Annotated in this window: 26 protein-coding genes; 15 read left to right on the top strand and 11 right to left on the bottom strand. The window is 70.4% G+C overall.

Going from position 1 to position 23,484, the window contains the following annotated elements; genetic code table 11:
• Window positions 1-7: 7 nt before the first annotated feature.
• Complete coding sequence (locus EYW40_RS05035; RefSeq protein WP_135820500.1) at window positions 8-265, bottom strand: hypothetical protein; 258 nt, start codon at window positions 263-265, stop codon at window positions 8-10.
• Window positions 266-337: 72 nt separating this feature from the next.
• Between EYW40_RS05035 and EYW40_RS05030 the strand changes: the two genes are divergently transcribed.
• The gene (locus EYW40_RS05030) at window positions 338-790 is read left to right on the top strand and encodes a hypothetical protein (RefSeq protein WP_135820499.1); all 453 of its coding nucleotides are present in this window, start codon (window positions 338-340) and stop codon (window positions 788-790) included.
• On the opposite strand, the gene EYW40_RS05025 is transcribed toward EYW40_RS05030, so the two are convergent.
• Window positions 762-1,628, bottom strand: a complete 867-nt coding sequence (locus tag EYW40_RS05025) for a TIGR01548 family HAD-type hydrolase (RefSeq protein ID WP_135820498.1) — start codon at window positions 1,626-1,628, stop codon at window positions 762-764. The two genes, EYW40_RS05030 and EYW40_RS05025, sit on opposite strands and share 29 nt — an antisense overlap.
• Before the next feature lie 66 nt (window positions 1,629-1,694).
• Complete coding sequence (locus EYW40_RS05020; protein WP_135820497.1) at window positions 1,695-2,102, bottom strand: UPF0146 family protein; 408 nt, start codon at window positions 2,100-2,102, stop codon at window positions 1,695-1,697.
• Window positions 2,103-2,142: 40 nt separating this feature from the next.
• Here EYW40_RS05020 and EYW40_RS05015 point away from each other — a divergent pair, with 40 nt between their 5' ends.
• On the top strand, window positions 2,143-2,664 hold the full coding sequence (locus EYW40_RS05015; RefSeq protein ID WP_135820496.1) for an archaemetzincin family Zn-dependent metalloprotease: 522 nt from the start codon (window positions 2,143-2,145) through the stop codon (window positions 2,662-2,664).
• A 16-nt stretch (window positions 2,665-2,680) separates the two neighbouring features.
• Here the strand turns inward: EYW40_RS05015 and EYW40_RS05010 are convergent, their stop codons facing one another.
• Both EYW40_RS05010 and EYW40_RS05005 read right to left on the bottom strand, forming a co-directional pair.
• Entirely contained in the window at window positions 2,681-4,495 is a 1,815-nt protein-coding gene (locus EYW40_RS05010) for a ribosome biogenesis/translation initiation ATPase RLI (RefSeq protein WP_135820495.1), read from the bottom strand.
• Window position 4,496: 1 nt separating this feature from the next.
• Window positions 4,497-4,826, bottom strand: coding sequence for an EMC6-like membrane protein (locus EYW40_RS05005; protein ID WP_135820494.1), 330 nt, complete (start codon window positions 4,824-4,826; stop codon window positions 4,497-4,499).
• 143 nt (window positions 4,827-4,969) lie between these two features.
• On the opposite strand from EYW40_RS05005, the gene EYW40_RS05000 reads away from it, so the two are divergent.
• Window positions 4,970-5,257 carry a MarR family transcriptional regulator gene (locus EYW40_RS05000; RefSeq protein ID WP_135820493.1) on the top strand — a complete coding sequence of 96 codons (288 nt, stop codon included), beginning with the start codon at window positions 4,970-4,972 and terminating at the stop codon, window positions 5,255-5,257.
• 3 nt (window positions 5,258-5,260) lie between these two features.
• On the opposite strand, the gene EYW40_RS04995 is transcribed toward EYW40_RS05000, so the two are convergent.
• Window positions 5,261-7,114, bottom strand: coding sequence for a PINc/VapC family ATPase (locus tag EYW40_RS04995; protein ID WP_135820492.1), 1,854 nt, complete (start codon window positions 7,112-7,114; stop codon window positions 5,261-5,263).
• Between the two features lie 154 nt (window positions 7,115-7,268).
• Between EYW40_RS04995 and EYW40_RS04990 the strand changes: the two genes are divergently transcribed.
• Window positions 7,269-8,903, top strand: a complete 1,635-nt coding sequence (locus EYW40_RS04990) for a protoglobin domain-containing protein (RefSeq protein WP_135820634.1) — start codon at window positions 7,269-7,271, stop codon at window positions 8,901-8,903.
• An 85-nt stretch (window positions 8,904-8,988) separates the two neighbouring features.
• Window positions 8,989-10,062 (top strand): M20 family metallopeptidase, encoded by a 1,074-nt coding sequence (locus EYW40_RS04985; protein WP_135820491.1) that lies wholly within the window; start codon window positions 8,989-8,991, stop codon window positions 10,060-10,062.
• A gap of 6 nt (window positions 10,063-10,068) precedes the next feature.
• On the opposite strand, the gene EYW40_RS19855 is transcribed toward EYW40_RS04985, so the two are convergent.
• On the bottom strand, window positions 10,069-11,451 hold the full coding sequence (locus EYW40_RS19855; RefSeq protein WP_135820490.1) for a twin-arginine translocation signal domain-containing protein: 1,383 nt from the start codon (window positions 11,449-11,451) through the stop codon (window positions 10,069-10,071).
• Between the two features lie 107 nt (window positions 11,452-11,558).
• Here EYW40_RS19855 and EYW40_RS04975 point away from each other — a divergent pair, with 107 nt between their 5' ends.
• The 4 genes from EYW40_RS04975 to EYW40_RS04960 all read left to right on the top strand — a co-directional run bounded on the left by EYW40_RS04975 (window position 11,559) and on the right by EYW40_RS04960 (window position 14,983).
• Complete coding sequence (locus tag EYW40_RS04975) at window positions 11,559-13,079, top strand: carboxypeptidase M32 (RefSeq protein ID WP_135820489.1); 1,521 nt, start codon at window positions 11,559-11,561, stop codon at window positions 13,077-13,079.
• Window positions 13,080-13,244: 165 nt separating this feature from the next.
• Complete coding sequence (locus EYW40_RS04970; RefSeq protein WP_135820488.1) at window positions 13,245-13,511, top strand: hypothetical protein; 267 nt, start codon at window positions 13,245-13,247, stop codon at window positions 13,509-13,511.
• A gap of 69 nt (window positions 13,512-13,580) precedes the next feature.
• Window positions 13,581-14,498 carry a cobalamin-binding protein gene (locus tag EYW40_RS04965; RefSeq protein ID WP_135820487.1) on the top strand — a complete coding sequence of 306 codons (918 nt, stop codon included), beginning with the start codon at window positions 13,581-13,583 and terminating at the stop codon, window positions 14,496-14,498.
• Window positions 14,495-14,983 carry a desampylase gene (locus EYW40_RS04960; protein ID WP_135820486.1) on the top strand — a complete coding sequence of 163 codons (489 nt, stop codon included), beginning with the start codon at window positions 14,495-14,497 and terminating at the stop codon, window positions 14,981-14,983. The genes EYW40_RS04965 and EYW40_RS04960 overlap by 4 nt, the downstream gene beginning before the upstream one ends.
• Window positions 14,984-14,996: 13 nt before the next feature.
• On the opposite strand, the gene ubaA is transcribed toward EYW40_RS04960, so the two are convergent.
• The gene (ubaA, locus tag EYW40_RS04955; RefSeq protein WP_135820485.1) at window positions 14,997-15,821 is read right to left on the bottom strand and encodes an SAMP-activating enzyme E1; all 825 of its coding nucleotides are present in this window, start codon (window positions 15,819-15,821) and stop codon (window positions 14,997-14,999) included.
• A 108-nt stretch (window positions 15,822-15,929) separates the two neighbouring features.
• On the opposite strand from ubaA, the gene EYW40_RS04950 reads away from it, so the two are divergent.
• The 5 genes from EYW40_RS04950 (at window position 15,930) to EYW40_RS04935 (ending at window position 19,798) form a co-directional block, all read left to right on the top strand.
• Entirely contained in the window at window positions 15,930-16,250 is a 321-nt protein-coding gene (locus EYW40_RS04950) for a rhodanese-like domain-containing protein (RefSeq protein WP_135820484.1), read from the top strand.
• A gap of 114 nt (window positions 16,251-16,364) precedes the next feature.
• Window positions 16,365-16,550, top strand: a complete 186-nt coding sequence (locus EYW40_RS04945; protein WP_135820483.1) for an HVO_0416 family zinc finger protein — start codon at window positions 16,365-16,367, stop codon at window positions 16,548-16,550.
• A gap of 83 nt (window positions 16,551-16,633) precedes the next feature.
• On the top strand, window positions 16,634-16,792 hold the full coding sequence (locus tag EYW40_RS19850) for a DUF7563 family protein (protein ID WP_449271847.1): 159 nt from the start codon (window positions 16,634-16,636) through the stop codon (window positions 16,790-16,792).
• 74 nt (window positions 16,793-16,866) lie between these two features.
• Window positions 16,867-18,705 carry a UvrD-helicase domain-containing protein gene (locus EYW40_RS04940; protein WP_135820482.1) on the top strand — a complete coding sequence of 613 codons (1,839 nt, stop codon included), beginning with the start codon at window positions 16,867-16,869 and terminating at the stop codon, window positions 18,703-18,705.
• 4 nt (window positions 18,706-18,709) lie between these two features.
• On the top strand, window positions 18,710-19,798 hold the full coding sequence (locus EYW40_RS04935) for a M24 family metallopeptidase (RefSeq protein ID WP_135820481.1): 1,089 nt from the start codon (window positions 18,710-18,712) through the stop codon (window positions 19,796-19,798).
• A 14-nt stretch (window positions 19,799-19,812) separates the two neighbouring features.
• On the opposite strand, the gene EYW40_RS04930 is transcribed toward EYW40_RS04935, so the two are convergent.
• Complete coding sequence (locus EYW40_RS04930) at window positions 19,813-21,303, bottom strand: aldehyde dehydrogenase family protein (protein WP_135820480.1); 1,491 nt, start codon at window positions 21,301-21,303, stop codon at window positions 19,813-19,815.
• A 120-nt stretch (window positions 21,304-21,423) separates the two neighbouring features.
• Window positions 21,424-21,660 (bottom strand): DUF7533 family protein, encoded by a 237-nt coding sequence (locus tag EYW40_RS04925; protein ID WP_135820479.1) that lies wholly within the window; start codon window positions 21,658-21,660, stop codon window positions 21,424-21,426.
• Window positions 21,661-21,758: 98 nt separating this feature from the next.
• Here EYW40_RS04925 and EYW40_RS04920 point away from each other — a divergent pair, with 98 nt between their 5' ends.
• A complete protein-coding gene (locus EYW40_RS04920; protein WP_135820478.1) occupies window positions 21,759-22,355 on the top strand; it encodes a riboflavin synthase in 597 nt (198 codons plus the stop codon).
• An 11-nt stretch (window positions 22,356-22,366) separates the two neighbouring features.
• Here the strand turns inward: EYW40_RS04920 and EYW40_RS04915 are convergent, their stop codons facing one another.
• The gene (locus EYW40_RS04915) at window positions 22,367-23,374 is read right to left on the bottom strand and encodes a PrsW family intramembrane metalloprotease (RefSeq protein WP_135820477.1); all 1,008 of its coding nucleotides are present in this window, start codon (window positions 23,372-23,374) and stop codon (window positions 22,367-22,369) included.
• Window positions 23,375-23,484 lie beyond the last annotated feature (110 nt).

Genomic DNA, 23,484 nt, shown 5'->3' with positions numbered 1-23,484 from the left:
TAAAGCATCAGGGAGCGTCCTCGTCGTCGGGGTTCGTCGCGGCCCCCTCGACGCCGCCCCCGTCGTAGGCGTCCCGTTCGCCGACCGCCCGGAGCCGCTGCTCGACGTCGGTTTCGAGGGCGTCGAGGCGGTCCGCGTCGGCGTCGCCGCGCTCGCGCAGGCGGGCGATCCCCTCGCGGGCTTCCGTGAGCAGGCGGCGCGCCTCGGCCTCGTCGGCCTCGGCGGCGCGGGCGAGTTTCGACTCCACGCTGTCGACGTCGGTCACGGTCGCCGTCCCACGCGGAGCGCCAAAAGCGTCCGGGCGAGCGCATTTCCCGTCGGCCGTGGTGGGCCGGGTATGGGACGACTCGCATCCGGCTTCGCGGCGGGCGTCGTGGCGACCGTGTGGAAGACGACGGCGGCGATCGCCGGGCGGCGGCAGGGGCTGACCGCGCTGCCCGCGCCGTTCCCGCTGGCGCTGGTCCGGCGGCTGCTTGGCGGGCGCGCGCCGCGGACCGTCGAGTACCCGGCCGCCGCCGTCGCCCACCTCGGCTACGGCGGGACGATGGGCGCGCTCTTCGCCGCGCTGTCGCCGCGCGGCGACGGCGGAACGGCGCGCGCGACCGCCCGCGGCGCGGCGTGGGGCGCGCTCCTGTGGCTGGTCCAGCAACTGGTGTTCTTCCCGGTCGTCGGGTGGGGGCGATTCGGCCGCGACCTGTCGCGGGCGGCGGCCGCCGAGACGCTGTTCCACCACCTCGTGTACGGCGCGGTCCTCGGCGCGGTCACTCCAGCAGGTCGGGGAGGTCGTTGACGGAGTCGACCACCGCGGCCGCCCCGGCCGCCTCGTACTTCTCGCGGCCGGACGCGCCGGTAAGCCCGCCGGTCAGGACGCCGACGCCGCGGTACTGGCGGTCGGGGTCCGCCTCCGCGGCGTTGACCGCCGTCCGCACGTCGTCCAGCGTATCGCCGACGAAGACGACCCGCCCGGCGTCGAACCGCTCGGCCAGCGTCACGAGCGCCGCCGGGTCCGGCTTGCCGGCCGCCCAGTCGTCCATCGTGAACCGGGCTTCGGCGGGCACGTCGAGGCCGACCCGCTCCAGCGCGATGCTCGCCTCGGCGGCCGGGCGGCCGGTGAGCACGCCCACGTCGAAGCGCTCCGTGAGGGCGTCGAGGGTCGACCCGTCGGCGATGGTCGGCTCGTCGTGGATGAACCCCTCCGTCTCCAGTTCGGGCTCGCCGCCCTCGATGGCGCGGTACAGCTCCGCGCCGAGGTACAGCTGCTGGAACACGTCGCGGAGCCGCTCCGGGTCCCAGCGTTCGCGGACGCGCTCGGCGGCGTTCGCGCCCAGCGCGTCGACCACGACGGCCTCCGCGGCGTCGACGCCGCCGCCCTCCGCGGCGATGGCGTCGGTGTAGTCGGCGATGCTGTCGCCGTACCCCTCGCCCGCCGCGAGCACGTACAGCGCGGCGGCGTCGGTGAGTTCCCAGTCGTTGTTGAACCCGCCCGCGTCCTTGAACTGCTGGATCGCCTCCTTCGGGATCGTCCGGCCGTGGACGCGCTCTATCGACTCGACTATCGCCCGGCGGTAGGAGTCCGCCACGTCGACGAGCACCCCGTCGACGTCCAGCACGACTGCGTCGGCGTTCATGTCCGACGGCAGGCAGGGCGGGGATAAGGGCGTGTCGCTCGCGGCGGCCCCACGGACGCGCCGCGGCTACCGCCGACCGTGCGGCCCGTCGACGGCGCGGTACAGCGTTTCGCCGGGGAGCGTCTCGCGCTCGACGGGGACCGCGGGCCCGTCCCCGCCGAGCGTCGTGAAGAGGAGGTCGGCGTTGGCCCGCTCGGCGGCGTCCCGCAGGGGACGATGGAGTTCGGGCGGCGCGTTCAGCGCGTAGACGGCCCCGGCGTCGGCGTACACCGCCGGGTCCGGGTCGGTCACGTCGTCACGGACGAACCGGACGCCCTCGGGCACCGGCCGCTCGCGGACGTCGGTCGCGACGACGGCGACGCCGCGGGCCGAAAGCGCGGCAGCCACGTCGGTCCGGCGGCCGACCCCGACCTCGACGACGCGGTCGTAGCGGGCGAGGCGGTCGGCGAGGGCGTCGGTGGACGAACGGGTCACGGGCGGGATGTTTATTGGCGGCGCGAACTAATGGCTGTCCATGCTCGTTGACATCGTGCCGGTGGGGGACGTGCCTGCCAACATCAAGCGGCAGGCCTCCGACGGGCTCCGGAGCGTCTACGACTGCGAGGTGAACGTCCACGAGCCCCAGTCCATCCCCAACGGCGCGTACGACAGCAACCGCAACCAGTACGGCGCCGAGGAGTTCATCAAACTCGCCTCCCGCGTCGGCGACGGCGAGAAGAACATCGCCGTCACGACGAAGGACCTGTTCTACCGGCGGCGCAACTACGTGTTCGGGCTGGCCTACCTCGACGGCAACGGCAGCGTCGTCTCCACCTACCGGCTCCAGACCTCCAGCGACGGCGGCTTCTCGAACAAGGACGCCGGCGAGATATTCGGCGACCGCGTCCGCAAGGAGATCGTCCACGAGATCGGCCACACGCTCGGCCTGGAGCACTGCGACAACAACCGCTGCGTGATGAACTTCTCACCCACCGTCCGCGAGGTCGACGTCAAGGAACAGAGCCTCTGTGGCTCCTGCCAGCGGCAGGTGCTGTGAGGCCCGTCCCCTCCCCCTACGGCGCGTAGTAGTACTCGCCGTCGCGTTTCTGCTGGCGGTCGAGTTGGCTGCCCGGCTTGTTGATCCGCGGGCGGCCGACCCGCTCGTCGCGCCGGAACGTGATCTCCAGGTTCGCGAGGAAGTCGTTCATCCCCGAGCGCATGTCCTGGGGCGTGCCGGCGTGGCCGCGCTCGGCCGGTTCGCCGTCGAACACCATCAGCCGGTCCGACAGCAGGTCGATCATGTAGATGTCGTGGTCGATGACAAGCACCGTCGCGTCCTGGCTCTCGGCGTAGCGCCGGATCGCGCGGGTCGCCTGCACCCGCTGTTCCACGTCGAGGTGGGCGCTCGGCTCGTCAAGCAGGTAGACGTCGGCGTCCTCGGAGAGGCAGGCCGCGATGGCGACGCGCTGGCGCTCCCCGCCCGACAGGTCGGTCAGGTTCTGCTCCATGATCCGCTCCAGCTGGAGCGGTTGGGCGATCTCCGTGTTCCAGTACGAGGAGCCGAACTGGTCGGTGATCGAGGAGAGGAACGCGTCGACCCGCATCGGCTGGTCGATCTCGACGTACTGGGGCTTGTAGGAGATGTCCAGGGCGAAGTCGACCTCGCCCGTGTCCGGTTCCAGGTCGCCGGTGAGCAGCCTGGCGAACGTCGACTTCCCGATGCCGTTCGGCCCGACGATGCCAAGCACCTCGTTTTCGCGGATCTCGCCGCCCTCGACCGAGAGCGAGAACTCGCCCTCGCCGTAGGACTGCGAGAGGTCGGGGTACTCGACGAGCGTGTCGGCGGTCGAGGCCGTCCGGGGGGCGTGTTCCTCGAACTCGATGGCCTCCGGCCGGATGCGCATGTTCTCGTTGTCGAGGTAGCCCGCGAGGTACTCGTTGATGCCGTTGCGGACGGACTTGGGGGACGTGATGACGCCGTACGCCCCCGGTTCGCCGTACGCTACGTGGAGGTTGTCCGCGAGCAGGTCCAGTACGGCGAGGTCGTGCTCGACGACGAGCATCGACTTGTCGCCCTCCTGGGCCAGTTCCTGGATGAGGCGGGCGACGGTGACGCGCTGGCCGATGTCGAGGTACGGCGTGATCTCGTCGAGGAAGTAGAAGTCCGCTTCGCGGGCGAGGCAGGCCGCGATGGCGACGCGCTGGAGCTCGCCGCCCGAGAGGTCGTCGATGGCCTGGTCCATCACGGGGCCGATCGAGAGGCGCTCGACGAGGTAGTCCAGGTCGTCGCGCTCGTCGGTCCGTTCGAGCAGCTGGCGGGTGTTGCCGTCGAACTGCGAGGGGATCTGGTCGACGTACTGGGGCTTGCGCGCCACCGTCACGTCGCCCGACTTCACGTCGGCGATGTAGTCCTGCAGTTCGGTGCCGCGGTAGGCGTCGAGCGCGTCGTCCCAGTCGGGGTCGGCCGCGTGGTCCCCGAGGTTCGGGACGAGTTCGCCGGCGAGGATCCGGACGGCGGTCGTCTTCCCGATGCCGTTCGGGCCGAGGATGCCCGTGACCTGCCCCTCCTGTGGGACCGGCAGGCCGTACAGCGAGAAGGCGTTCTCGCCGTAGCGGTGGGCCGGGTCGTCCTGGAGCTCCTGGGGCAGGTTGATGATCTCGATGGCGTCGAACGGACACTTCTCGACGCAGATGCCACAGGACTCGCCGAGGCAGATCTCCTCGCTGATGCGGACCTGGTCGGGTTCGCCCTCCTCGGTCTCCGGGCCGCGGAGCGTGATGCACTCCTTCCCGGTTCGGTTGGGCGGGCAGTAGTTCTTGCACTCGTAGTTGCAGCGGTCGGGCTGACACCTGTCGAGGTCGACGACTGCGATGCTGTCCTGGGCCATCTTAGACGGTGATGCCGAAGCCCGTTTCGAGCATGATGCCCCACACCACGAACCACAGCGAGAAGGTCATGAAGGCGATGAAGAGGTAGTCCTTCGCGCCGGCGCCGTCCTCGCCGTACACGCCCAGGGCCCGGTAGATCGGGATCTGTACCAGCACGACCGCGAGGACGATGATCTGGGCGGGCTGGTAGGTGGCCGCCTCGGACGGCGACATGCCCGACGTCATCGCGGAGGAGATAAGCGCCGCCACTATCCCGCCGATGGACGCGAGCGACGTGACCGTGATCGATCGGAGATGGGAATCCATCCCCTCGGCCTGTTCGGTCGACATACGGGGTCCTCGGAGAGCCGCGGTGAAAAGCAGTTCGCTTGGCGATGCAGCGGCCCGTACGCCGCCGTCGGAGGGGGGCGACGCGGCGTTTGCAGCCCCGTCTCGACAATCTTTATGCTTCTGGGGACTTTCGAATCGTAACGATGGCAGCTACTGATGAGGAGCTCGAAGACCTTCCGCCGAGCGCTAAGCTCGTTTTCAAAGTACTCGAGTACGACGGGCCGCTGACGCAGAAACAGATCGTACAGGAATCGATGCTGTCGGCGCGGACGGTGCGCTACGCGCTCGAACGGCTCCAGGAGATTGGGATGGTCGACGAGGACGTCTACTTCGCCGACGCCCGACAGAGCCTCTATCAGCTCACCGAGGACGAGCCGACCGTCGAGGCCGACGGCGGCGAGGACGCCGAGCCGTGCTGCTGCGCCGAGTAATCGCTAGTTCGAACTGACGCTTATCGCCCGCCGCTCGTCTATCGCCCGCTCTAACTCCTCCGCTATCGCGCTGCCCCGAGTGACCTGTACGTCGCCGCCGCGGCCGACCGTCGCGGTGAAGAGGTACTCGCCGTCGGCCTGCACCTCGACCGTCTCGCCGGCGTGCCCGTCGACCGGGATGACGATGTGGCGCGATGTGACCTCGGGTTCGACTATCTCGCCGGGGCTGCCGCCGGCGGAGCCGCCGCCACCGCCTCCGCCCGTGCTCCGGCCGCCCGGCTTCTCGTCGTGGGTGCGCACGTCGATGTCGATGCCCAGCCGGTTCTCCACGTCGGTGATGCGGCCGCCGCCCTTGCCGATGACCGTGGAGATGTCGTCCTCCTCGACGTAGACGACCGCGGTGTCCTGGCTCTTCAGTTCCACGTCGACGTGGCCGCGGGCGATCGAGCGGATCTCGCGTTCGATCTCCTGGCGGGCGATACGGTCGACGCCGCTCTCGGAGCCCTCCTCCTCGCCCAGCGGGACGGTGACGACCTGCCGGTTGAACGTGTAGATCTCGTACTCGGGCTGGCCCGTCTCGAAGTCGCGGATCATGATCACCGGGCGGGTCAGGTCCTCCTCGGTGAGCCCCTCGGGTACCTTAACCTCCGTCGACACGTCGTACACCTTGGCGACCTCGCCGGCCTCGATGTAGACGACGGTGTCGACGATCTGGGGGATCATGCCCAGTTCGACCCGGCCGACGAGGCGCTGGAGCGCGTCGATGGCGCGGGTGGCGTGGACGACGCCGATCATCCCGACGCCGGCAAGCCGCATGTCGGCGAACACCTCGAAGTCGTCGGTCTTGCGCACCTCGTCGTAGATGGTGTAGTCCGGCCGCACCATCAGCAGCGAGTCGGCGGTGTTTGCCATCTCGCCGCCGAGTTCGGTGTACTGGGTGATCTCCGGGCCGACCTGCAGGTCGCGGGGCTTCTCCATCGTCTTGACCGCGAAGTCGTGGTCGGCGATGTACTCGGCGACGGCCTGCGCGAACGTCGACTTCCCCGCCCCCGGCGAGCCGGAGATGAGGACGCCGCGTTTCGACTCCAGCAGGCGCTCCTTCAGTTCGTCGGCGAACTCGTAGTCCTCGATGTCGGTCTTGACGATCGGCCGGACGGCGGTGATCTCGTAGCCGTCGGCGAACGGCGGCTCCGCGACGGCGATGCGGTAGTCCCGGAACTGGACGATCGTCATCCCGTCGTCCGAGAGTTCGACGAACCCCTCGTTGGCCTGCTTGGCGCTCTCGATGACCTCCTGGGCGTACTCCTTCATCTCCTCCTCGGAGGTGGGCTCGTCGCCGACCGGCTCGAACTGCATCTCGCCGATCTCGCCGCGTTTCGCCATCGGCACCGCGCCCGAGCGCAGGTGGAGGCTCATGGTCCGCTCGTCGACCATCCCCTCGATGGAGAGTTCGCCCACGTCGCGGGTCCGGGGCGTGATGTACTCCACCGACAGCCCCTTCGCCTCCGCCACCTCGCTCTGGACCACGTCGCTGGTGACGAACGTGGCGTCCAGGTCGGCGGCTATCTCGCGGATCAGCGCGTCGACCTCGCCCTCGCTGGCGTGGCCGCGCTCGACCGCGTCGGGGCGCTCGCCGACGTACTCCAGTTCTATCGTCCCCTCGTCGGCCAGCTCCGCGAGGCGCTGGAGTTCGGAGAGGCCGTCCCACCCGCTCTCGATCCCGTCGTTGGCCTGCGCTTCCAGCTCCGCGACGACGGCCTCGGGCACCTGCACCGTCGCGCCCTCGAACTCGCCGCTCTCGACCCGCTCGGACACGCGGCCGTCGATGACCACGCTCGTGTCCGGAACTACGTTCATGGGGACACGTACGCCCGCGACGGTTCATAAGGGCACGGACCCGTGCGGGGGCCGCCGACCCCCCAATTGAGTTCCCACAACATGAGAACGAACCCGAACACTTTCGTTGCGAACATGACTCCATTCAAACATGGACTCGTCGCAGGGATCCGACATGGACCCGTCACAGGAGTTCGGGATAGGTGGCCTGAACAGGTTCGTCGACGCCGACAAGCTCACGGACCAGATCGGCTTGGACGCCGAGGAGATCGCCTGGCGGAAGGAGTTCATCGGCTTCGACGAGGAGGACAAACGCCGGCTGGCGAGCCTCGAACCGCTCCTCCGCGAGAACCAACAGGAGATAGCGGACGCGTTCTACGACAACCTGACCCAGTACGAGCAGACGGTCGACGTCATCGGCCGGTCGCCGAAGAACGTCGAGCAGCTAAAGCGCACGCAGAAGGCGTATCTGGTGTCGCTGTCGACCGGCGACTACGACGACGAGTACTTCACCAACCGGGCGCTCATCGGCAAGCTCCACGAGATACTCGACATGCCGCTCAAACACTACGTGGGGCAGTACGGGCTGTACTACGACCTCATCCTCACCCGGGTCGACGAGCGCGTCCAGCAGCAGGTCGTGACGGCCATCGAGGAGTGGGTCGCCGAGCGGGAGGACGACGAGGCCGGCCTCGACCGCGTCGTCAGCGCGCTGCGGGGCCTCGGCGGTGAGGACGGCGACGACGAGGACGGCCTCGACGACTCGCTGGAGAGGACGGTCCGTGACGCCATCCACGACGGCATGCAGGACGTGCTCGCGCTGTTGCGGGTCCTCAACCTCGACCTGCAGGTGGCGAGCGACACGTACGTCGACTCCTACAGCCAGCGGCTCGAACGCGCCATCGCGAAACAGCGCGAGATCGCAAACGAGGTCGAGAACGACCTCCAGCCGCCGGTCGTCCAGCTGAAGCAGTCGTCGGCGTCGGTCGCCGAGAGCGCGTCGACGATCCACGACCACGCCGAGCGGCAGGCGTCCGGCGTGAACAGCGCCGCCGCGGACATCCAGGAGCTCTCCGCCAGCGCCCAGGAGGTCGCGTCCGTCGCGGACGACGTCCGGGAGACCAGCGAGCGCGCCGTCGGCGTCGCCGAGGACGGGGCCGACGCGGGCGAGCGGGCGCTCGAAGCGCTGGCGGCCGTCGAGGAGACCACGGAGGAACTGCTCGACGCCGCCGAGACGGTCGAGGACCGCGCCGACGACATCGCGGACGTCGTCGACCGGGTCGGCGACGTGGTCGACCGCACGTCGGTGCTGGCGACGAACGCGAAGGTCGAGGCCAACCGGGGGTCCCGGGACGGGCCGGCCGCGACCATCGCCGACGAACTGGAGTCGTTCGTCGACCGGACGCGTTCGGACCTGGAGGAGGTCCAGGACGCCGCCGACGCCGTCGCGGCGGAGGCGACCGACACCCGGGCGGCCGTCGAGGCGGCGAGCGAGCAGGTCCAGTCGGGCCGGGAGGAGGTCGCCGCCGCCGTCGACTCGCTGTCCGACCTGGAGGGGACCGTCGAGAACTCGGCGGCGGGCATGCAGGAGGTGGCCGCGGCGGCCGACCAGCAGGCCCGCAGCGTCACCGCGCTCTCCGAGACGGTCGAGGAACTGGCGGAGGCCGCCGACGCCGTCGCGACGGAGGCCCAGACCGTCGCCAGTGCCAGCGAGCAGCAGGCCGCGAGCGCGCGCCACGTCGCCGAGGCGGTCGAGAAGCTCTCGGTCGACCCGGTCGAGGAGGAAGAGCGGGTGTACGAGAAGGTCTGAGCCGCGCGGAGCCGCCGTTCGCGGCCGACCGCGGCGTCGGGGCCGCGGCCACAGCCTCTTTGTGACGCGGGCCGCAGGCCCGTCCATGACCGAAGTCGCGGACCTGACGCGCGACCTCGTCTCGGTCCCGAGCCACGGGGACGAGACGGCCGCGGGCGACCGCATCGAGGACTGGCTCCGGGCCGAGACCGACGCCACCGTGCGGCGCGACGACGCCGGCAACGTGTTCGCGCGGCGGGGGACGGGCGACCGGACGCTCGCGCTGGTCGGGCACCACGACGTGGTGCCGCCCGACGGGTCGCAGGTCGACGGCGACGGCGGCTACGCCGTGGACGCCCGCGACGGCCGGCTGTACGGCCGCGGGACGGCGGACATGAAGGGCGCGGTCGCGGCCGCGATGTGTGCGTTCCGCGACGCCGACCCCGCCTGCGAACTCGCCTTCGCCAGTTTCGTCGGCGAGGAGGCCGGCGGCGAGGGCGCGCGCCACGCCATCGACCGGGGGTTCGCCCCGGACTGGGCGGTGGTCGGCGAGGGCTCGACCGGCTACTCCGCGCCGGGCGTGACCGACGTGGCCGTCGCCCACAAGGGCCGCCGGGGGTCCACGCTCACGGCCCGCGGCGAGGCGGCCCACGCCAGCGAGGCCGAGGCGGGCGAGAACGCCGTCTACCGCGCCTGCGACGCCGTCGACGTGCTCCGGGAGATGGACGCGCCGACCGTCGAGGTGGCGGGCGAGACGGTGACCGGGAGCGTCGTCGTCACCGGGATCGACGGCGGGTCGGCGTGGAACGTCGTCCCGGAGCGCTGCGAGGTCACGGTCGACGAGCGGACCGTGCCCGGCGAGCGCGCGCCGCTCGCCCGCGCCGAGGCGGTCGACGGCGTCGAGTGGACCGTCGACCAGGACCTCCCGCCGATGCGCTGTGACGACGACGCCTTCGCCGACGCCGTCCTCGCGACCGCGGACGACGCACAGTCGGCGTCGTCCGAGCGCGTCGTCAAACCTCACGCCACCGACGCCGGGTGGCTCTCGGAGGCGGGCACGGACTGTGTCGTCTGTGGCCCCGCCGAACCGGGCGAGGCCCACACGGCCGACGAGAGCGTCTCGCTCGACGTACTGGAGCGGTGCTACCGGATATATCGCGACGTGGCGTCCCGCGTCTGATCCGGCTCAGACTTGGTGGATGTACGCGCTCTCCCCCTGATATCGCTCGGGGCTGTCGCCGATACCCCATCCCGATCCGGTGGTTTCGATGTAGTAGTATCGCCGTCCCTCGTACGTGTAGTACGACCCGGCGAGGTCATCGTCCCCGTATATCCCGGCGGCCATGTGCTCCGGTGGCTGAATGAGCACCATGTCGTAGTTGAACGGATCGGCCTGCAACACCGCCGCGAGCATGATCGCCGTGTCCTCGCAGTCCCCGCCCGCCTCGACGACGGTTTCGGAGATGAACTTAGTGTAATCGTCGTATCCGGTGCTCACGTCGTCGGGAACGTACGGCAGGTTCTGGACGAAGTCTATCACGAACTCGACTTGCATCCGTTTCTCGGTGAACCCGTTTTTCTCGGCGTCGGACGCCAGGATCTGCGCGAGTTCGTCGGCAAACCCCTCCTGTTGGGCGTGGGAAACGTACTCCGGACGTGACCGCCCTCGAGGTGCGGTCGCCCGTTCGACGTACGTCGATTTGTAAATATAGAAGCCACTCGACCACGCGTTCCCCTGCGTTTCCCCTTCGAACGAGAGCCGATAGGCACCCTCGATCGACGTCCGCTCGTACCCTTCCCCCGAGACGTCGCCGGCCGCTTTCGGGTGTGAATCACGACGGATCGTGACATCGTCCGACGCCACGACGAACGGGTCGGACTCGTGAAAGAACGCGAGGTCCGAGGCCGAGGCATCGTCGACGGAGACCCCGCCCGGCAGCAGGAAGGCGAGGTAGTGAACGCGCTCACCCGTCGGCGGATCGGCCGCTGGAAGGTCGACGTCGACCGAAACCTCCCGTGTCCCGGTCAATCGGAACGCGTCGCTGACTCCGTAGGTAACGGCGTCCTCCCGCGGGAACTGATACGCGGTCACCAGCAGTTTCACGCTCGACCCCTCCCGCAGGTCGATGCTCGGTCCGTCGGACACGACGCGTGCCGTGACGTCCTCGGCGCTGTACTCGACGATCCCGGACTCGGATTCGCGCATCCCTCGCGTGACCGTTATCGTGTTCGCGGCGGGCCGGGTCGTCGTCCGGCTGGGTGATGAAGTCGTTCGGGTGGGCGATGTCGTCGTCCGGCGGGGCGGCGCCGTCGTTTCCCGGGCCGTCGACGGTGACGTGGTGGTCGTCGCGGCCGCTTCGGTCGCCGCCTCGACGACGTCGCTTTTCGCTTGGACGTCGGGGTCGTTTGGCGCGTAGTCCTGGCTGTCGATGACGCCGTCGCCGTCGCTGTCCCGGACGCCGTCCGTTTGCGTGCCGTCCGGGGAGTCGTCGTTCAGACACCCCGCTGCGCCGGCCATCGTCGCTGCAGCCGCGAGGAACCGGCGTCTGTTGGAGGAAGGGTTGCTCATCGGCGTAGCTATCAAATCCGAATCACATAATGGTGCCGACCGTTCGAGCCCGCCCTTTCGTTTCGAAATCCTCGGATTGATAGTGAACGATGCGCTACCCTGTATCGATGGCAACGGAAGCCGCCGCTGACGACGTTTCGGACACGTACGAGCAGTTCCTCGCGAAGGTCAAACGGATCAACAACGTGGGCAACGCCAGCAGCGTCCTCCAGTGGGACCAGGAGGTGATGATGCCCGAGGGCGGCACGCCCGCCCGGTCCCAGCAGCTGTCGACCCTGTCGGCGCTGCACCACGAACTCCTCACCGACGACGAGATGGCGGAGTACCTCGACGAACTGGCCGACGCGGACCTTACGGACGAGCAGGCCGCCGTCGTCCGCGAGGTGCGCCGCGAGTACGAGCGCGCGGCCCGCGTGCCGACGGACCTGGTCGAGGAGATATCCGAGACCACCTCCGAGGCGCTGCCCAAGTGGGAGCAGGCCAAGGAGGAGGACGACTTCTCCGTGTTCGCGCCCGTCCTCGAGGACCTGATCGAGCTCAAACGGGAGTACGCCGAGCACATCGACCCCGACGCCGACCCGTACGCCGTGCTGTTCGCGGACTACGAGCCGTACCTCGACCTGGAGACGGCCGAGGAGACGCTGAAACGGCTGCGCGAGGAGCTCGTGCCGCTCATCGACGACATCCGGGAGTCCGACGCGGACCTCGCGTTCGACGCCTTCGACGGCGAGTTCGACGTTGACACGCAGGAGGAACTGGCCCGCGACGTGCTCGACACGCTGGGCTACGACTGGGACCGCGGCCGCCTCGACACCGCGCCCCACCCGTTCTCGACGGGCACGCAGTTCGACGCCCGCGTCACGACGCGGTTCGACGCCGAGGACCCCCTCGGCGCGCTCACCTCGACGGTCCACGAGTTCGGCCACGCGTCGTACACGCTCGGCCTGCCCGACGAGCACTACGGCACGCCGCTGGGCGAGTCCCGGGACCTCTCGGTCCACGAGTCCCAGTCGCGGCTCTGGGAGAACCACGTCGGCCGCTCGGCGGCGTTCTGGGAGCGGTTCCTCCCGACGATGAAAGAGCGATTCCCTCAGATAGACGACGTGACGCCCGCGGAGGCCTACGAGGCCGCAAACGAGGTGTACGAGGACAACCTCATCCGCGTCGAGGCGGACGAGCTCACCTACCACATGCACATCGTCGTCCGGTTCGAGATAGAGCGCGAACTCATCGAGGGCGACCTCGACGTCGAGGACGTGCCCGAGGCCTGGAACGACAAGTACGAGGAGTACCTCGGGGTCCGGCCCGACACCGACGCCGAGGGCTGCCTGCAGGACATCCACTGGAGCCACGGCAGCTTCGGCTACTTCCCCACCTACTCGCTGGGGAGCGTCCTCGCCGCCCAGCTGTACGCCCACGCCGAGGACGACATCGACGACCTGGCGGGGAAGGTCCGCGAGGGCGAGTTCGAGCCGCTCCACGACTGGCTCACCGAGAACGTCCACCGGCACGGCGCGCGGTACACGACTCCGGACCTCGTCGAGGAGGCGACCGGCGAGGCCTTTACCGCCGACTACTTCCTCGACTACGCCACCGAGAAGTACGGCGACCTGTACGACCTCGACTGACGGCTCCGTCGTGGCGTCCGGGCCGCCGGCGCGTCGCCCCGTCCGATTTTTCGCCGTGTCCCCCTCGGATCGCAGTACTGCGGAGCCCCCGCAGCGGACGGAGTTCGCCGCACACGCCCCGGAAAACGGCGCATAACAAAACCCGAACGAACTGTCGGCGGGGGTATGGGAGCGAACGAAGTCCGCACGGCCGTCAGAACGTGGTCCCGACGAGCGCGGCTGGTCCTGACGCTCGCGGCGTCGACCCTCGGCGTGTTGGTGGTCGGGATCGGGTTGATAAGCGCGGGTCGGAAGGCCCGGGCCGCCGGGAGCCCCGGCGAACTGATTCCCGGTCTCGGCGTGGAGTACGTGCTCCTGCCCGAGGCCGGCCTGGCGTTCGTCGGGACGGCGCTGGTCTACCTCGCGTGGGTCGAGTCGCCGCTTAGCTGGTAGGCCGCCCGTCCGCGGCCCGCCGGCTCGCGGAGGCGCAGGTTTACGGCGGTTCGGCCCGAACGACGGCGCATGAACGTCGTCACCCTCCTCCCGTCGGCCACGGAGGTCGTCTACGCCCTCGGCGTCGAGCCGGTGGGCGTCTCCCACGAGTGCGACTACCCGCCGGAGGCGGCCGCCAAGCCGTCGATGAACCGGTCGCGGGTGAACCCCGAGGCCAGCAGCGCCGAGATAAACGAGCAGGTCGTTGAGGCCGAGCGGACCGGCGGCGTCTACGAGATCGACGTCGCGGCGCTCGACGCCGCCGACCCGGACCTGGTCGTGACGCAGGGGATCTGCGACGTCTGTGCCGTCGACGAGATACTCGTCGAACGGGCGGTCGACGGGATAGACGCGAACCCGGAGATACTGGCGAGCGACCCGCACTGCCTGGCCGACCTGTACGACGACGTGCGGCGGATCGGCGCGGCGACGGGCCGCGAGGCCCGCGCCGCGGAACTGGTCGAGAGCCTGCAGTCGCGGGTCGCCGCCGTCGAGGAGCGGGCGGCGCTGGCGTCCGAGCGCCCCCGCGTCGCCGTGCTCGACTGGATGGAGCCGCCGATGGTGGCCGGCCACTGGGTGCCGGAACTGGTCGACATCGCCGGCGGCGAGTACGGCCTCGCGGACCCGGGCGAGCGCTCGCGGCCCCGCGAGTTCGCCGAGGTGGCCGAGTACGACCCCGAGGTGCTCGTCGCGGCCCCCTGCGGGTTCGACCTCGACCGCACGACCCGCAACGCCGGGGAACTGACCGACCGCGAGGCGTGGGGCGATATCGCGGCGGTCCGCGACGGGCGGGTCCACGCGATGGACGGCAACCACTACATGAACCGGCCGGGGCCGCGGCTGGTCGACACGCTGGAGCACCTCGCCGGCCTGCTCCACCCGGACCTGTTCGACCGGCCGCCCGCGGACGTGGCGTCGCCGCTTTCCGCCCCGGCGGCCCGGCGATGAGCGACGGGGACCGGCGGACGGACGGGACGGAGCCGGCGACCCGCCCGACGGTCGCGTTCTCGCGGGCGGCGTACGACCGGGTCGTCGAGCACGCCCGGACGGGCGCGCCGGCGGAGGTCTGTGGCGTCCTCGGCGGTCCCGCGGAGTCGGGCGGTGACGGCCCCCGCGCGGACGGGCGGCGGGTCGAGACGGCGCTGCCGGTCGCGAACGTCGCCGACGCCCCCCGGACGCGGTACGAACTGGCCCCCGAGGAACAGCTCCGGCGGATCGAGGCGATAGAGGGCGACGGCGGCGCTGTCGTCGGGTTCTACCACTCGCACCCGCGGGGACCGGCCGGGCCGAGCGAGACGGACCGCTCGCTGGCCACCTGGCCCGACGCCTCCTACGTCATCGTCTCGCTGGCCGGCGACGAGCCGGCGGTCGGGTCGTGGCGCTGGACGGGCGAGCGGTTCCGCCGGGAGACGGTCGCGGTCGACGGCGCGTGACGGCCGCCGACCGTCAGTCCGCGGAGATGGCGCAGGTCTCGGCGTACTCCACGTCGTGGACCGACTCGATCGCCGGGTCGTCGCCACACACCGGACAGTTCGGGTTCTTCCGGAGGGGGACCTCCTCGAACGACATGTCCATCGCGTCGTACATCAGCACGCGCTCGTCCAGCGTCTCGCCCGCGCCGAGGACCAGTTTGACCGTCTCGGTGGCCTGGATGCAGCCGACCGTGCCGGGGAGGACGCCGAGCACGCCGGTCGTGGCGCAGTCCGGGACCGTCCCCGCCGGCGGCGCTTCGGGGAACAGGCAGCGGTAGCACGGCGACTCCTCCCCGCCGGGGAACGTCGTAACCTGCCCCTCGAACCGGTAGATAGCGCCGTGGGAGAAGGGGACGCCCGCGAGCGTGCAGTGGTCGTTGACGAGGTAGCGCGTGGCGAAGTTGTCGCTGGCGTCGACGACGACGTCGTAGCCGTCGACCAGGTCCGCGACGTTGTCGGCCGAGACGCGGGTCTCGTGGGGCACCGCCTCGACGTCGGGGTTCAGGCGCTCGACGAAGTCGACGGCGCTGTCGACCTTCGGTCGGCCCACGTCGGCGTCGCCGTGGACGACCTGCCGCTGGAGGTTGCTCCGCTCGACGGCGTCGTCGTCGGCGATCCCGAGGCGGCCGACGCCCGCCGCCGCGAGGTACTGGATGACCGGCGAGCCAAGCCCCCCCGCGCCGACGACCAGCACGGACGCGTCCAGGAGCCGCTTTTGCCCTTCCGGCCCGACCTCGTCCATGATGACGTGCCGGGAGTAGCGGTCGAGCTGCGTCGCGTCCAGGTTCAGGTCGGTCATGTCCGGACGTTGCGGGGCGGCGGGCATAAACCGCCCGGCGCGCCGGGCGCGGCCACGGGGGTACGCCGGACGAAGACGTTTAGCCCGAGGGCCGCCAACCGTCGGGCAATGGTCGAGGAGATCACCCCGGCGGAACTGCAGGAGAAACTGGCCGCGGGCGAGGACGTGGAGGTCGTGGATATCCGCCAGAAGCGGGCGTACGAGCGGGGCCACATCCCGGGCGCGGAGAACGTGCCGTTCGCGGAGTTCACGACGGCCGTCGCCGAGCGCGAGTGGGGCGACGAGGTCGTCGTCGCCTGCCCGGTCGGGCAGAGTTCGGTGCAGGCCGGCCGGCTGCTGGAGTCACACGAGAGCGTCGACGAGGGAACCACCGTCGCGTCGCTTGCCGGCGGCTACCAGGAGTGGGACGGCGAACTGGAGGACGCCTGACGCGGCTCCCCCGCCGCTCGCCGTCGGCATCAAACCCGTTGTGAGTTGCCCGTTCCGGCGAGATCTGTCCGACCCTTACGATTTATATGCCTGGTGTGCCATACCATACCGTGTATGGCATCAGCACCCGACGACTCCGGCGACGACGTGTTCGACCAGTTCCTCTCGCAGCGGGGCCACGAGACCGAGCGAGTGGACTGGGAGACATCGTACAACAAGAAGCAGTGTCCGGAGTGCGGCGGAGTGCACGACGAGGCCGCGACCGAGTGCTCGGTCTGCGGGTGGGGCCCGGAGCCGTAATCCGGGGCAACCCCGACCCGCGACGTCTCGGACGGCGATACAATTATAACGAATTATTTCTTCAGGTAGCGATGGAGATAGAAATGCCGGAATGTCAGAACTGCGGGGCGTTCGTCACGGAAGCGTACGCACGAGTGTTCACGCCGCGCGGCGTCGACGACCCCCGCGTCTGCCCGGACTGCAAGGACAAGATACGCGACGGAAGCGAGGTACGCGAGGCCCGGTCCCCGCGCAACACCTGACGGCCTCTGAACGCCCCGCCGGGACGGCGCGAAACCCACGGGGCTTATATTCGTCGGGGGCATGAACTGTGACAATGACTCGGAGCGACACGGCCGTGACCCGACTGTTCGGCGGTCCGGGAAGCGGGAAAACGACCGCCCTCCTCGACCGTGTCGAGGGCATTCTCGAGGACGAGGACGTCGAGATGCGTGACGTGCTCGTCGTCTCCTACACGCGCGCCGCCGCCGCGGAGGTCCGCGAGCGGCTGGCCGAACGGCTCGACGCCAACCCCCGGTCGCTGAAGGGGAACGTCTGTACGATGCACGCGAAGGCGTACGAGCTGCTCGACCTCTCCCGGAGCGACGTCGTCGGCGAGGACGACAAACAGGAGTTCTGCGAGGAGTACGGCGTCGAGTTCGAGGACGAGTACGGCGGCGCCGGCCGCCGCACCGCCCGCTCGACGACGATCGGCAACAAGATCATCGCCACCAGCCAGTGGCTCCAGCGGACGAACCGCGACGTCGCCGACTGGTACGACGTCCCCTTCCAGTGGGACGACGAGACGGTTCGCCTGCCGCCAGATGTCGACGACCGCGCACAGGAGGGCAACAAGTACACGCCCACCTGGCCCAGCGACGACGACCGGATCGACGTCCCCGAGACGATCCGCGCCTGGCGCAACTACAAGGGCGAACACGACCTCACCGGCTTCGCCGACATGCTCGAACGCGTCCAGCAGCGGTCGCTCCAGCCCAGCGTCGACTACCTCGTCATCGACGAGTTCCAGGACATCACGCAGCTCCAGTACGAGGTGTACGAGGAGTGGAAGCCCCACCTGGAGCGGGTCCTCATCGCGGGCGACGACGACCAGGTCGTGTACGCCTGGCAGGGCGCGGACCCTCAGCTTCTGCTGGAGGAGGGCGGCGAGGACGTGATCCTCGACACCTCCTACCGGCTGCCCTCGAAGATCCTCCACACCGTCCAGCAGGAGGTCGGCCACATCGAGACGCGCCAGGAGAAGAACCTCTCGCCCCGGACCGAGGGCGGCACCGTCGAGGCCGTCGAGAGCCCGTCGATGCTCGACCTCGTGCGGAACGTCCGGCGGACGATAAACACGGACGACGGCTCGCTGATGCTCCTGTTTCGGGCGCGCTACCAGATGTTCCGGTTCATCGACGAGTTCATCACCGAGGGCGTCCCGTTCCAGTGTCTCACCGACCAGCGGATGTGGACCGACCGCCTCGACCAGTACGTCACCGCCGTCGAGCGGGTCGACGAGGGGAAGGACGTCACCGGGCTGCAGGCCCGCCGGCTCGCCGACATGCTCCAGGAGTCGGCCTTCGGCACGAACGACCGCGACGACCTGTTCGACCACATCGACGACCGCGAGGAGGCCGCCGACACGGACGACCTCGCGGAGATCACCATCGACTCCGAGGTCATCGGCGACCACGTGCCGTTCATGCCTGCCCCGACCGCCGCCTCGGACATGGTCCGGAAGGTCACCAGCTTCCAGAAAAAGAGCATGAAGGCGTACTTCGCCTCCGGCGAGTACGCGGACATGGACCGGGACCGCGTTCGCGTCGGCACGATCCACAGCGCGAAGGGCCGCGAGGCCGACCACGTGTTCGTCGGGACCGACCTCACCGAGAAGGTCGTCGAGCAGATGGCCGCGACCGTCGAGGACCCGACCGCGGTCCCCGGCTGCGAGGAGTTTACCAAGACGACCAGCCCCGTCCCGACGCTGACCGACAACGAGCGACGCGTGTTCTACGTCGGGATGAGCCGCGCCCGCGAGCGGCTCGTCCTGCTGGAGAACCTCGTCGACGGCGCGCCGACCCTGCCCGTCGACGTGTTGCTCCACAACGAGCCCACCGAGACGGACATCGAGCAGCTCATCGACGAGGCGAAGGAGCCCCTCGAGGCCCAGTAACGGGATGGCGGCGCTGGACACCGCCGCCGTCGAGGCGGAACTCGCCGAGCGCGACGCCGCCGCGTTCCTCCACGCCGGCCACGCCGCCGAGCCGACGCTCCGGTACTGCGTCGGCCCGCTCCCGGCCGGCGAGGCCGCGTACGCCTACGCCGACGGCGAGGTGACGGTGGTCGTCCCGCCCGCACTGGCCGACGCGGCGGCGCTCGACGGCGTCGACGCGACAGTCGACGTCGCCGACGGCCCGGTCGGCGAGCGAGCGGTCGCCACGCTCCGCGAGCGGGGCGTCTCGGGGACGGTGCTGACGCCCCGCCACGTGCCCCACGACGCGGCGCTGTACGCCGAGCGGGCGGGCTACGAGGTGGCGTCGACGGACGCGGTCGAGCGCGCCCGGGTCGTCAAGTCGCCGGCCGAGCGCGAGCGGGTCGCCGCCGCGGGGGTCGCCGCCGAGGCCGGTGTCGAGCGCGCCCGGGACCTGCTCGCCGCGGCGTCGGTCGGCGACGGCGACCTCCGCCACGAGGGCGAGCCGCTGACTCCGACCCGCCTGCGCGAGGCCGTCGACGACGCCGTCGTCGGGGCCGGCGCGTCGCCCGCGAGCGCCACCCGAATATCGGTCGGCGGCGGCCGCTCGCCCGCCGACCCAGTCCGCCCCGGCGAGACCGTCGTCGTCCGCGTCGCGCCGCGGGAGCCGGGCGGCTACCGCGCCGCGCTCGCCCGCACGTTCGTCGTCGACGGCGAGGGCGGCTGGGAGCGCCGCGCCCAACTGGCCGTCGAGCGGGCGCTCGACTCCGTGTACCGCGAACTTGAAGCCGGCATGCGGGCCTCGACGGTCCGCGACGAGGTGATGATCGAATGTGGCGCGTACGGCTTCGCCGACGACGCGCTCCCCGCGAGCGCGGGCCACGGCGTCGGCCTCGCGGCGCGGGAGTTGCCGGACCTGACGGCGGACGCGGCGCTGGCGGCGGGGACCGTGCTGGCGATAACGCCGTCGGTGTCGGACCCGGACGGCGGCGCGGTGGCGATGACGGACCTCGTCGCCGTCACCGAGGACGGGTACGAGCCGCTGGCGACGGCGGGGCGGACGGTGCAGTTATAGCGGGCAACGCGGGGTCAGAACGGGTACTCCCGCGGCTCGCGCTGGACCGACACCCACTTCTTCTCGGTGAGTTCGTCCATGATATCCGTGCTGTTGTAGCTGCCCACCCCGGACGCCTTCGTCCCGCTGAACGGGACGTGGGCCTCGTCGTTGACCGGCTGGTCGCCGACGTGGACCATCCCGGTGTCCAGCCGCTCGGCGATCCGCAGTCCCGTCCCGACGTCGCCCGCGTGGACAGAGCCGGAGAGGCCGTACTGCGTGTCGTCGTGGATCGCGACCGCCTCGTCGACGTCCGAGAAGGGGATCACCGGCGCGATGGGGCCGAAGTGCTCGTTGCAGGCGGCGGCCATGTCGTTTTCCACGCCCGAGAGCACCGTCGGCGCGACGAGCAGCGAGTCGTCCACCCCGTCCATGGCAATCGTCTCGCCGCCGGTCTCCAGCGTCGCGCCGGCGTCGACCGTCTCCTCGACGTAGCCCAGCATCTCGTCGCGCTGTGACTCGTCGATCACGGGCGCGACGACGGTGTCGGGGTCGTGGGCGCTCCCGACCGGGAGCGACTCGGCGCGCTCGGTCAGGCGCTCGACGTACTCGTCGTACACGTCCTCGTGGACGATGTGGCGGTTGATCGAGATGCACACCTGCCCCTGGTGGACGAACGAGCCGAAGACGGCGGCGTCGACGGCCGCCTCCACGTCGGCGTCCGCGGTGACGACGTGCCCGTTGTTCCCCCCGAGTTCCATCGACGCGACCGAGAGGTTCTCGCCCGCGGCCGCGGCGACGCCCCGGCCGACCGGCGTCGACCCCGTGAACGTCACCACGTCGCTCTCGGGGTGTTCGACGACCCGGTCGCCGACCTCCGAGCCGTGACCGGTGACGACGTTGAGCAGGCCCTCCGGCAGCCCCGCCTCCTCGTACAGCCGGGCCATGAGCAGCCCGCCCGCGACCGGCGTGTTCGACGCGGGCTTGAGCACGACGGCGTTCCCGGTGGCGATCGCTGGCGCGACCGCCCGGCCCGAGAGGTTGAGGGGGAAGTTCCACGGCGAGATCACAGTGACGACCCCCTCCGGCTCGCGCCGGACGAAGTTCTCCTTGCCAGGGACGTTCGAGGCGGCCTGCTCGCCTTTCATCCGGCGCGGGAGCGTCGCCGCCTCGGCGGCCTGGTCCGAGGCCAGCCGCACCGACGTCTCGCCCATGATCCGGGTGCCGCCGGCCTCGTGGGCCAGCAGGTCGACGATCGCGTCCTCGTACTCGCCGAGGACCCGCGCGAACTCCCGTGCGACCCGCTCGCGCTCGCTCGGCGGGGCGCGTTCCCACTCGTCCTGTGCGGTCGCGGCGGCCTCGTACGCGGCGTCGACGTCCGCCTCGACGCCGGCGGGCACCCGCGCGACCGTCTCGCGCGTCGAGGGGTCCGTCACGGCTATCTCGCCGTCGCCAGCCGAGTCGACCCACTCCCCGTCGATGTACAGGCTGTTCCAGTCGGCGTCGATAGCGATGTCGGGAGCCATCGCACGGCGTACGGCGCGGCGGGGCAAAAGCCGCGGGACCGGTCGGATCCGGTACCAGCGGCGGCTGACAGGTCGGGGACGCGGAACGCCGCCTCGCGTCCGCCGCGCAGGCGACGCGGCCTACTCGTCCTCGTCTTTCGCCACCGCGCCGACCGCGCGCTCGGCCGCCTCGCCGGAGATGTCGCCGGGCGTGGTCAGGTACTCCTCGGCGGCGACCATGAGGACGGCGACGGCGAGAAACGCCGCGCCGAGCGCCGTTCGGCCCGACAGCAGGAAGTCCGCGCCGAGGTAGACGACCGGGAGCGCGAAGACGAGCGTCGCGCCGAGCTGGAGCGTGCCGATGATGCCGCGACTCATTGGCCCCCCGTAGCCCGCGAACGCTCAAAAGTCCGTCCCTGCCGCCGTCCGCCGCCCGAGTCGGGAGTGTTTTGGCCCGGCGGCCCCGACCGTCGGGCATGTTCACGGGCATCGTCGAGGGGACCGGCGAGGTGCTTGCGGCGGAATCGACTGAGGACGGCCTGCGACTCCGTATCGGGACCGGCTTCGACGACCTGGAGCACGGCCAGAGCGTCAGCGTCAGCGGGACCTGCCTCACCGTCGAGGAGCACGGCGACGGCGCCGAGGGCGCGTGGTTCGAGACGTTCCTCGCCGCCGAGACGCGGGCGAAGACGTACCTCGGCGAACTGGCGCCGGGCGACCGCGTCAACCTGGAGCGCGCGCTCCGGGCCGACGACCGGCTCGACGGCCACTTCGTGCAGGGCCACGTCGACGCGACGACGGAGGTCGTCGACGTGCGCGAGGTCGGTGAGGACTGGGAGTTCGAGTTCGCGCTGCCGGCGGATCACGCCCGCTACGTCGTCGACAAGGGGTCGGTGTCGCTGGACGGGATCAGCCTGACGGTGGCCGAGCGTGGCGAGGGGACGTTCACCGTCGCGGTCGTCCCGACGACGTACGACCTGACGACGCTGTCGGACAAGGAGCCGGGCGACCCCGTCAACGTCGAGGTGGACGTGATCGCCAAGTACGCCGAGCAGCTAGTCGACGGGTACTAGTTCCGTCCCCGTCAGTCCCGGATCGACCCGTCGAACTCCGCCCGCTCCGGCGACGCGTCGGCGGCCTGCTCCTCGTCGGCGCCGAGCGCCTCGTAGGCGTCCCGGTAGCGGTCTATCTTCCGGTAGAGGTAGTAACCGGCCGCGCCGACGTAGAGGGCGACGTAGGCCACGAAGGAGAGGCCCATCGAGAGGTCGGTCGCGTCGGCGATCGCACCCGGCGCGACCCCGACCGTGACGTTGTACGTGGCGTGGACGAACGCCGCGATCAGCAGCCCCTTCACGACGATGGGGCCGGCGCTCTCGCGGTTGAACTTCGCGAGGCCGAGGTAGTAGCCGGCGATGCCGGAGTAGACGACGTGGCCCGGCCCGGCCAGCGCCCGGACGAACGTGATGCTGAACACGCCGCCGTCCTCCGCGAACCGGGCGATGTACAGCGCGTTCTCGATGGTGGCGAAGCCGAGGCCGGCGGCGGCCCCGTACACCGCGCCGTCGACGACGGAGTCGAAGCGGTCGCTGCGGTACGCGTGGAGCCGAACCGCCAGCAGCTTCACCGTCTCCTCGACCGGGCCGACGACGAGGTAGAAAAACAGCGCGGTGCCGAGGCCGAGCGACCCGAACTCGAACGCCTGCAGTGCGCTCCCGAAGTCGTTCAGGACCCCGGCGAAGCCGGCGAACAGCACGCCGAGGATGAACGTGGAGCCGAGCAGGCGGAGCGGTTCGTCGCTGGTCACGTCGATCCGCCTGACGTACGCCGCGAGCAGCAGCGCCGGCACGGCCGACAGCGCCACGAAGCCCCACACGGCCGGGTCGCGGACGTCGCCGAGCGCCCCGAGCGCGACCAGCGCGACCAGCAGGGCCACGCCGAGCAGTATCAGCACCCACCGGAGGAGGGGGCGGAGGCTGCCGTGGATCGCCACGGCGAGCCTGTCGACGGCCGTCCGTGGCTCCCAGCGCGTCACGTCGTAGAGGTCCCGCGAGCCGTCCGAGGCGCGCTCGACGGGGTCTCGTCCGGGTGGCATACCCGTCCGTACGACTGGGGCGCGTGTAACGCTTTGGCCCTTATACATATTCCATGCCATAAAATACCATTACGTGTTTTAGGGGGGTGCTTAACACCGAAGCACCCCGA

The organism is Halostella litorea (assembly GCF_004785955.1).
Lineage (GTDB): Archaea > Halobacteriota > Halobacteria > Halobacteriales > Natronoarchaeaceae > Halostella > Halostella litorea.
This window is presented reverse-complemented; position numbering and strand designations above follow the sequence as displayed.

Coding starts and splice junctions, on each gene's coding strand:
- EYW40_RS04945 (WP_135820483.1), top strand. CDS start 16,365: ATGGCATCAGCACCCGACGACTCCGGCGACGACGTGTTCGACCAGTTC.
- EYW40_RS04985 (WP_135820491.1), top strand. CDS start 8,989: ATGACCGAAGTCGCGGACCTGACGCGCGACCTCGTCTCGGTCCCGAGC.
- EYW40_RS05015 (WP_135820496.1), top strand. CDS start 2,143: ATGCTCGTTGACATCGTGCCGGTGGGGGACGTGCCTGCCAACATCAAG.
- EYW40_RS04935 (WP_135820481.1), top strand. CDS start 18,710: ATGGCGGCGCTGGACACCGCCGCCGTCGAGGCGGAACTCGCCGAGCGC.
- EYW40_RS04960 (WP_135820486.1), top strand. CDS start 14,495: ATGAGCGACGGGGACCGGCGGACGGACGGGACGGAGCCGGCGACCCGC.
- EYW40_RS05030 (WP_135820499.1), top strand. CDS start 338: ATGGGACGACTCGCATCCGGCTTCGCGGCGGGCGTCGTGGCGACCGTG.
- EYW40_RS19855 (WP_135820490.1), bottom strand. CDS start 11,451: ATGAGCAACCCTTCCTCCAACAGACGCCGGTTCCTCGCGGCTGCAGCG.
- EYW40_RS04925 (WP_135820479.1), bottom strand. CDS start 21,660: ATGAGTCGCGGCATCATCGGCACGCTCCAGCTCGGCGCGACGCTCGTC.
- EYW40_RS04915 (WP_135820477.1), bottom strand. CDS start 23,374: ATGCCACCCGGACGAGACCCCGTCGAGCGCGCCTCGGACGGCTCGCGG.
- EYW40_RS19850 (WP_449271847.1), top strand. CDS start 16,634: ATGCCGGAATGTCAGAACTGCGGGGCGTTCGTCACGGAAGCGTACGCA.
- EYW40_RS04920 (WP_135820478.1), top strand. CDS start 21,759: ATGTTCACGGGCATCGTCGAGGGGACCGGCGAGGTGCTTGCGGCGGAA.
- EYW40_RS04995 (WP_135820492.1), bottom strand. CDS start 7,114: ATGAACGTAGTTCCGGACACGAGCGTGGTCATCGACGGCCGCGTGTCC.
- ubaA (WP_135820485.1), bottom strand. CDS start 15,821: ATGACCGACCTGAACCTGGACGCGACGCAGCTCGACCGCTACTCCCGG.
- EYW40_RS05000 (WP_135820493.1), top strand. CDS start 4,970: ATGGCAGCTACTGATGAGGAGCTCGAAGACCTTCCGCCGAGCGCTAAG.
- EYW40_RS04970 (WP_135820488.1), top strand. CDS start 13,245: ATGGGAGCGAACGAAGTCCGCACGGCCGTCAGAACGTGGTCCCGACGA.
- EYW40_RS04940 (WP_135820482.1), top strand. CDS start 16,867: ATGACTCGGAGCGACACGGCCGTGACCCGACTGTTCGGCGGTCCGGGA.
- EYW40_RS04990 (WP_135820634.1), top strand. CDS start 7,269: ATGGACCCGTCACAGGAGTTCGGGATAGGTGGCCTGAACAGGTTCGTC.
- EYW40_RS04975 (WP_135820489.1), top strand. CDS start 11,559: ATGGCAACGGAAGCCGCCGCTGACGACGTTTCGGACACGTACGAGCAG.
- EYW40_RS04965 (WP_135820487.1), top strand. CDS start 13,581: ATGAACGTCGTCACCCTCCTCCCGTCGGCCACGGAGGTCGTCTACGCC.
- EYW40_RS04930 (WP_135820480.1), bottom strand. CDS start 21,303: ATGGCTCCCGACATCGCTATCGACGCCGACTGGAACAGCCTGTACATC.
- EYW40_RS04950 (WP_135820484.1), top strand. CDS start 15,930: ATGGTCGAGGAGATCACCCCGGCGGAACTGCAGGAGAAACTGGCCGCG.
- EYW40_RS05010 (WP_135820495.1), bottom strand. CDS start 4,495: ATGGCCCAGGACAGCATCGCAGTCGTCGACCTCGACAGGTGTCAGCCC.
- EYW40_RS05025 (WP_135820498.1), bottom strand. CDS start 1,628: ATGAACGCCGACGCAGTCGTGCTGGACGTCGACGGGGTGCTCGTCGAC.
- EYW40_RS05005 (WP_135820494.1), bottom strand. CDS start 4,826: ATGTCGACCGAACAGGCCGAGGGGATGGATTCCCATCTCCGATCGATC.